Below are 7534 nucleotides of genomic sequence, written 5' to 3'. Positions count from 1 at the left end.
CGAGAAAACCCATGTGTTGCGCCTCTTTCAGGTTATTGCGCAGTGGCTGGTGCCAAAAAAGCGGCTTCCAGCAACTGCTGTGTATACGGATGTTGGGGGGCGGCAAAAATACTTTGCGCGTCTCCCTGTTCGACCACTTGGCCATGCTTGACCACCATCAACTGGTGGCTCAGCGCTTTGACGACAGCCAGGTCATGGCTGATAAACAAATACGTCAGGTTGTACTTGGCTTGCAGTGAACGCAACAGCTCCACCACTTGCCGCTGCACCGTGCGGTCGAGCGCCGACGTCGGCTCGTCCAGCAGGATCAGCGCCGGTTTCAGCACCAAAGCCCGGGCAATGGCGATTCGTTGCCGTTGCCCACCGGAAAATTCGTGGGGGTAGCGGTGCCGGGTTTCCGGATCCAGACCTACCTCCTTCAATGCCGCAATAATCGCCGCTTCCTGTTCCTCGGCGCTGCCCATCTTGTGAATCCGCAGGCCTTCGCCAACGATATCGCTGACGCACATGCGCGGGCTCAGGCTGCCAAACGGGTCCTGAAACACTACCTGCATCTCCCGACGCAACGGGCGAACCTCGTTCTGCGTCAGGCAGTCTAGCTGCTTGCCTTCAAAGCGGATCGCACCTTTGCTGCCGATCAGCCGCAAAATCGCCAGACCCAGCGTGGATTTGCCGGAACCGCTTTCCCCCACAATCCCCAAGGTCTGACCCTGAGGCAGGCTGAAATTGATGCCGTCCACTGCCTTGACGTGATCCACCGTGCGCTTGAGCAGGCCTTTCTTGATCGGGAACAAGACTTTCAGGTCCTCGACTTCAAGCAGCGGCGCGCCGATTTTATTGCTCGCCGGGCCTCCGCTGGGCTCCGCGCCGAGCAATTCCCGAGTGTACGGATGCTGCGGCGAACGGAACAGCTCTTCGCACGATGCCTGTTCGACGATGCAACCGCGCTGCATGACACATACGCGATGCGCAATTCTTCGCACCAGGTTCAAATCGTGACTGATCAGTAACAGCGACATGCCCAATCTGGCCTGCAATTCCTTAAGCAAATCGAGGATTTTCAGCTGAACGGTCACGTCCAGAGCGGTGGTCGGCTCGTCGGCAATCAGCAGTTCCGGCTCGTTGGCCAGCGCCATGGCGATCATCACGCGCTGGCGCTGACCGCCGGACAATTCGTGGGGCAGGGCCTTGAGGCGCTTGTGCGGCTCGGGGATGCCGACCATCTCCAGCAGCTCCAGCGTGCGCTTGGTCGCGACTTTGCCGGTCAGGCCCTTGTGGATGCCGAGCACTTCGTTGATCTGCTTCTCGATCGAATGCAGTGGGTTCAGCGAGGTCATTGGCTCCTGAAAAATCATTGCAATGCGATTGCCGCGAATATGGCGGATGGTCTTTTCGCTCATCCCCAGCAGATTTTGCCCGGCGTAATTGATGCTGCCGGCCGGATGGCGGGCCATCGGGTAGGGCAGCAGGCGCAGAATCGAGTGTGCAGTCACCGATTTGCCCGAGCCGGATTCGCCTACCAGTGCCAGGGTTTCGCCACGCTTGATGTCGAAACTCACGCCTTCAACGACCCGGTGTACGCGCTCGCCGAAACCGAATTCGACGGCGAGGTCGCGCACTTCGATCAGATTGTCCTGATTCATTTCACTTCCTCGGGTCGAAGGCATCGCGAGCGGACTCGCCGATAAACACCAGCAAACTCAACATCAACGCCAACACGGCAAAGGCACTCATGCCCAGCCACGGCGCTTGCAGGTTGGATTTGCCTTGGGCGACCAGTTCACCCAGCGACGGACTGCCGGCCGGCAAACCGAAACCGAGGAAGTCCAGCGCGGTGAGGGTGCCGATGGCGCCGGTGAGGATGAACGGCATGAAGGTCATGGTCGAGACCATCGCGTTGGGCAGGATGTGGCGGAACATGATCGCGCCGTTCTGCATGCCCAGCGCCCGCGCCGCGCGCACGTATTCGAGGTTGCGGCCACGGAGGAACTCGGCGCGCACCACGTCGACCAGGCTCATCCACGAGAACAGCAGCATGATCCCCAGCAGCCACCAGAAATTCGGCTGCACAAAACTGGCGAGAATGATCAGCAGGTACAGCACTGGCAGCCCCGACCAGATTTCCAGAAAACGCTGCCCGGCCAGATCAACCCAGCCGCCATAGAAACCCTGAAGGGCGCCGGCAATCACGCCGATAATCGAACTCAACACGGTCAAGGTCAGCGCAAACAGCACGGAAATGCGGAAACCGTAAATCACCCGCGCCAGCACATCGCGACCCTGATCGTCGGTACCGAGCAGGTTGTCCGCCGAGGGCGGGGCAGGGGCCGGGACTTTCAGGTCGTAGTTGATGCTTTGGTAGTTATAAGGAATCGGCGCCCACAGCACCCACGCATCCTTGGCCTTGAGCAGTTCGCGGATGTACGGGCTCTTGTAGTTGGCTTCCAGCGGAAATTCGCCGCCGAAGGTGGTTTCCGGGTAGCGCTTGATCGCCGGGAAGTACCAGTTGTTGTCGTAATGCACCACCAGCGGCTTGTCGTTGGCGATCAGTTCGGCACCGAGGCTCAGCCCGAACAGGATCAGAAACAGCCACAGCGACCACCAGCCACGCTTGTTGGCCTTGAACAGTTCGAAGCGGCGGCGGTTGAGAGGGGACAGGTTCATCTCAATGCTCCCGGCTTTCGAAGTCGATGCGCGGATCGACCAGGGTGTAGGTGAGGTCGCCGATCAGTTTCACCACCAGCCCGAGCAGGGTGAAGATGAACAGGGTGCCGAACACCACCGGGTAATCGCGGTTGATCGCCGCTTCGAAACTCATCAGGCCGAGGCCGTCGAGGGAGAAGATTACTTCGACCAGCAAGGAGCCGGTGAAGAAAATCCCGATGAACGCCGACGGGAATCCGGCAATCACCAGCAGCATGGCGTTGCGGAACACGTGGCCGTAGAGCACGCGGTGGCGGGTCAGGCCTTTGGCTTTGGCGGTGACCACGTACTGTTTGTTGATCTCGTCGAGAAAGCTGTTTTTGGTCAACAGGGTCATTGTCGCGAAGTTGCCGATCACCAGTGCCGTCACTGGTAATGCCAGGTGCCAGAAGTAATCGAGGATCTTGCCGCCGAAGCTCAGCTCATCGAAGTTGTTCGAGGTCAGCCCGCGCAACGGGAACCAGTCGAGATAACTGCCGCCGGCAAACACCACGATCAGCAGAATCGCAAAGAGGAACGCCGGGATCGCATAGCCGACGATGATCGCCGAACTGGTCCAGACGTCGAAGTGGCTGCCGTGTCGCGTGGCCTTGGCAATCCCCAGCGGGATCGACACCAGGTACATGATCAGCGTGCTCCACAGCCCCAGCGAGATCGACACCGGCATCTTTTCCTTGATCAGGTCGATGACCTTGGCGTCGCGGAAAAAGCTGTCGCCGAAATCCAGCTTGGCGTAGTTCTTGACCATGATCCACAGCCGTTCCGGGGCCGACTTGTCGAACCCGTACATGTGCTCGATTTCCTTGATCAGCGCCGGGTCCAGCCCCTGCGCGCCGCGATAGGACGAACCGGCCACCGACACCTCGGCACCGCCGCCGGCGATGCGGCTGGTGGCGCCTTCGAAGCCTTCGAGCTTGGCGATCATCTGTTCCACCGGGCCACCGGGCGCGGCCTGGATGATCACGAAGTTGATCAGCAGAATGCCGAACAGGGTCGGGATGATCAGCAACAGTCGCCGAAAAATATACGCCAGCATCTGATTACTCCGTGCCCGCAGGGTCGGCTTGCAGTTTGGTTTCGACTTCTATCGCCGGTTTTGCGTTCGGCTTGACCCACCAGGTGTTGATGCCGATGTCATACTTGGGTGAGACCTTCGGGTGACCGATGTGATTCCAGTAAGCCACGCGCCAGGTCTTGATGTGCCAGTTGGGCACTAAGTAGTAGCCCCATTGCAGCACGCGATCCAGTGCGCGGGCATGGGCCACGAGGCTTTTGCGCGAGTCGGCGTTGATCAGGTTCTCGACCAGTTGATCGACGATCGGATCCTTCAGGCCCATGGTGTTGCGGCTGCTGGCCTTGTCGGCAGCGGCGCTCATCCAGTATTCGCGCTGTTCGTTACCCGGCGAGTTGGACTGCGGAAAGCTGCCGACCATCATGTCGAAGTCCCGCGAGCGCACGCGGTTGATGTACTGCGAAACGTCGACGCGACGGATCACCAGATCAATGCCGAGGTCGCTGAGGTTGCGCTTGAACGGCAGCAAAACCCGCTCGAACTCGGTCTGCGCGAGTAAGAATTCAATCATTACAGGCTTGCCCGTAGCGTCGACCATCTTGTCGTCGACGATCTTCCAGCCGGCCTCTTGCAGCAGTTGATAGGCCTCGCGCTGCTGGGCGCGGATCATGCCGCTGGCGTCGGTCTTGGGGGGCTCGAACGCTTCGCTGAACACCTGCGCCGGTAGTTTGCTGCGGAACGGCTCGAGGATCGTTCGTTGATCAGCATCGGGCAGGCCGGTGGCGGCCATTTCCGAGTTCTCGAAGTAGCTGCGAGTGCGGAAGTAGGCGCCGTTGAACAGTTGTTTGTTGGTCCACTCGAAATCGAACAGCAACCCGAGCGCCTGACGCACCCGCACGTCCTGGAACACCGGACGGCGCAGGTTGAAGACAAACCCCTGCATGCCGGTCGGGTTGCTGTTGGCGATCTGCTCCTTGATCAACCGTCCTTCAGTGACGGCCGGAATGTTGTAGGCGTTGGCCCAGTTTTTTGCGGCCATCTCCAGCCAGTAATCGAACTGGCCGGCCTTCAAGGCTTCAAGGGCGACGGTGTTGTCACGGTAGTAATCGCTGGTCATCGTGTCGAAATTGTAGAAACCGCGGTTGACCGGCAGGTCCTTGCCCCAGTAATCCTTGACCCGCTCGTAGCGCACCGAGCGTCCGGCCTTCACTTCGGCGACCTTGTACGGGCCGCTGCCCAGCGGAATTTCCAGGTTGCCCTTGTTGAAGTCACGATCGGCCCACCAGTGTTTTGGCAGCACCGGCAATTGGCCGAGGATCAGTGGCAACTCGCGGTTGTTGCTGTGCTTGAACTTGAACAGGACTTTCAGCGGGTCTTCGGCGATCACTTCGGACACGTCGCTGTAGTAGCCGCGAAACATCGGCGAGCCTTCCTTGGTCAGCGTGTTGAAGCTGAACACCACGTCGTCGGCGCGCACCGGGTGGCCGTCATGGAAGCGTGCTTCGGGGCGCAGGTAGAAGCGCACCCAGCTGTTGTCCGGGGCCTTTTCGATTTTGCCTGCGATCAGGCCGTATTCGGTGAACGGCTCGTCAAGGCTGTGCTTGGTCAGGGTGTCGTAGATCTGCCCGATGTCATCGGCCGGCACGCCTTTGCTGATGAACGGGTTGAGGCTGTCGAAGCCGCCGAATCCGGCCTGACGGAACACGCCACCCTTGGGCGCGTCGGGATTCACATAATCGAAATGCTTGAAATCGGCCGGGTATTTCGGCGGCTCGTTGTACAGGGTCACGGCGTGTTGCGGGGCGGCAAAGGCCAGCCCGGCGAACAGTAAGCCGCTGGCCTGGACGAGCAGGTCGCGGATAGGTTTCATCGATCTTTCTCCGAAGACTTCAGCCACCACGCGCTCAAGCCCAGGGTAAAGGGCGGCGTAGTGACGAAGGCCAACCGGTTGCGGTAGGCCAGACGGTGATAATTGAGGTACCAGTTGGGAATGCTGTAGTGCTGCCAGAGCAGCACGCGGTCGAGCGCCTTGCCGGCGGCGACCTGCTCGTCGCGAGTGCGTGCGGCGAGCAATTGTTCAAGCAGGTGATCGACCACCGGATTGGCGATGCCCGCGTAATTCTTGCTGCCCTTGACTCCGACCTGGCTGGAGTGGAAGTACTGCCACTGCTCAAGGCCCGGGCTAAGGGTCTGGTTGAGCGTCATCGAGATCATGTCGAAATCAAATTGATCGAGGCGCTGTTTGTACTGCGCCCGATCCACGGTGCGCAGGCGCGCGTCGATGCCGATGCTGTTGAGGTTCTCGATGTAGGGCTGGTAGAGGCGCTCCAGGTTCGGATTGACCAGCAACAGCTCGAACCGCAGCGGTTGGCCTTCAGCGTTTTGCAGGCGCTGCCCGTTGAGCTTCCAGCCGGCTTCGGCGAGCAACGCCAATGCCTTGCGCATGGTTTCCCGGGGAATGCCGCGACCGTCGGTTTTTGGCAGAGTGAACGGCTCGGTGAACAGCTTGGCCGGCAGTTGTTCCTTGTACGGCTTGAGCATCAGCCATTCCCCCCCGACCGGCAGGCCGGAGGTTGTGAATTCACTGTTGGGGTAGTAACTGGTGGTGCGCTTGTAGGCATCGCTGAACAGTGCGCGGTTGGTCCACTCGAAATCGAACATCAGGCCCAGCGCTTCGCGGGTTTTCACATCGGCGAAGGTGGCGCGGCGGGTGTTCATGAACAGGCCCTGACTCTGGGTCGGGATCTGATGCGGGATCTGCGCCTTGATCACGTCGCCACGGCGTATCGCGGGGAAGTTGTAGCCGTTGGCCCAGTTTTTCGCCTGATGCTCGATGTAAATGTCGAATTCGCCAGCCTTGAACGCTTCGAAGGCGACATCGCTGTCGCGGTAGAACTCGACTTCCATGCGATCGAAGTTGTACTTGCCGCGATTGACCGGCAAGTCCTTGCCCCAGTAATCCTTGACCCGTTCGAAGATCAACTGCCGGCCCGGCGTGACCGAGGTGATGCGATACGGCCCGCTGCCCAGTGGCGGTTCGAAGGTGGTGGCCTTGAAGTCGCGGTCTTTCCAGTAATGCTGCGGCAGCACCGGCAATTCGCCGAGGCGCAGAATCAAAAGCGGATTGCCGGAGCGCTTGAGCACGAAGCGAATGCGCTGTTTGTTGAGAATGTCGACCCGCAGCACTTCCTGCAACGCGGTGCGGTACAGCGGATGGCCGTCCTTGAGCAGCGTTCGATAGGAGAACGCTACGTCATAAGCGGTGATCGGCGTGCCGTCGTGGAAGCGCGCCTCGGGACGCAGGTTGAAGACGACCCAGCTGCGATCTTCGCTGTATTCCACCGATTGCGCGATCAAGCCGTAACTCGACGCGGGTTCGTCACCGGATGGCGAATACTGGCCGGTGCCGACCATCAGCGGCTCGTTCAGCTCGTTGATGCCGTACTGAAGGAAATTCGCTGTGGTGACCGGGCTTGTGCCCTTGAACGTGTACGGATTGACCGTATCGAAGGTGCCGAACGCCATCACCCGCAACGTACCGCCCTTGGGCGCTTGCGGGTTGACCCAGTCGAAGTGGGTAAATCTGGCCGGGTACTTGAGCGTGCCGAACTGCGCATAACCGTGACTTTCGGTAATCGTCGCGCTTGCGGTTGAGCTCAAGGCCAGGCTGATCAGGAGCAGGAGGAGGGGACGCTTCAAGTCAGATCCGATCCAGGCGGCTTGGGCTTTGTGGGCCGTACAGTAACAGCTTGTCTGGGCAGGAAAAAGATCGCGGGTTAATGCGCGGTTAATCGTTTGCGCGAAGAGCCCCTCACCCTA

At 59.9% G+C, this 7534-nt stretch carries 5 protein-coding genes; all 5 read right to left on the bottom strand.

What is annotated here, in order from left to right; genetic code table 11:
- Positions 1–32: 32 nt before the first annotated feature.
- Genes ACIPIZ_RS04110 through ACIPIZ_RS04090 form a run of 5 tightly spaced genes read right to left on the bottom strand, consistent with a single transcriptional unit; the run spans position 33 to position 7414 of the window.
- A complete protein-coding gene (locus ACIPIZ_RS04110) occupies positions 33–1643 on the bottom strand; it encodes an ABC transporter ATP-binding protein (RefSeq protein WP_401164162.1) in 1611 nt (536 codons plus the stop codon).
- 1 nt (position 1644) lies between these two features.
- Positions 1645–2664 (bottom strand): ABC transporter permease, encoded by a 1020-nt coding sequence (locus ACIPIZ_RS04105; protein ID WP_064390489.1) that lies wholly within the window; start codon positions 2662–2664, stop codon positions 1645–1647.
- A gap of 1 nt (position 2665) precedes the next feature.
- Entirely contained in the window at positions 2666–3739 is a 1074-nt protein-coding gene (locus ACIPIZ_RS04100) for a microcin C ABC transporter permease YejB (RefSeq protein WP_008088514.1), read from the bottom strand.
- Positions 3740–3743: 4 nt separating this feature from the next.
- A complete protein-coding gene (locus ACIPIZ_RS04095) occupies positions 3744–5585 on the bottom strand; it encodes an extracellular solute-binding protein (RefSeq protein WP_401164160.1) in 1842 nt (613 codons plus the stop codon).
- On the bottom strand, positions 5582–7414 hold the full coding sequence (locus ACIPIZ_RS04090; protein WP_122854516.1) for an extracellular solute-binding protein: 1833 nt from the start codon (positions 7412–7414) through the stop codon (positions 5582–5584). The genes ACIPIZ_RS04095 and ACIPIZ_RS04090 overlap by 4 nt, the downstream gene beginning before the upstream one ends.
- Positions 7415–7534 lie beyond the last annotated feature (120 nt).

The organism is Pseudomonas sp. NPDC087690 (assembly GCF_044743175.1).
Lineage (GTDB): Bacteria > Pseudomonadota > Gammaproteobacteria > Pseudomonadales > Pseudomonadaceae > Aquipseudomonas.
The sequence above is the reverse complement of the archived record's forward strand: the minus strand, read 5'-3'. Positions and strand labels throughout refer to the sequence as shown.

Excerpts from the sequence above, each read along its gene's own strand:
- ACIPIZ_RS04105 (WP_064390489.1), bottom strand. The coding sequence starts at position 2,664 with ATGAACCTGTCCCCTCTCAACCGCCGCCGCTTCGAACTGTTCAAGGCC.
- ACIPIZ_RS04100 (WP_008088514.1), bottom strand. The coding sequence starts at position 3,739 with ATGCTGGCGTATATTTTTCGGCGACTGTTGCTGATCATCCCGACCCTG.
- ACIPIZ_RS04095 (WP_401164160.1), bottom strand. The coding sequence starts at position 5,585 with ATGAAACCTATCCGCGACCTGCTCGTCCAGGCCAGCGGCTTACTGTTC.
- ACIPIZ_RS04110 (WP_401164162.1), bottom strand. The coding sequence starts at position 1,643 with ATGAATCAGGACAATCTGATCGAAGTGCGCGACCTCGCCGTCGAATTC.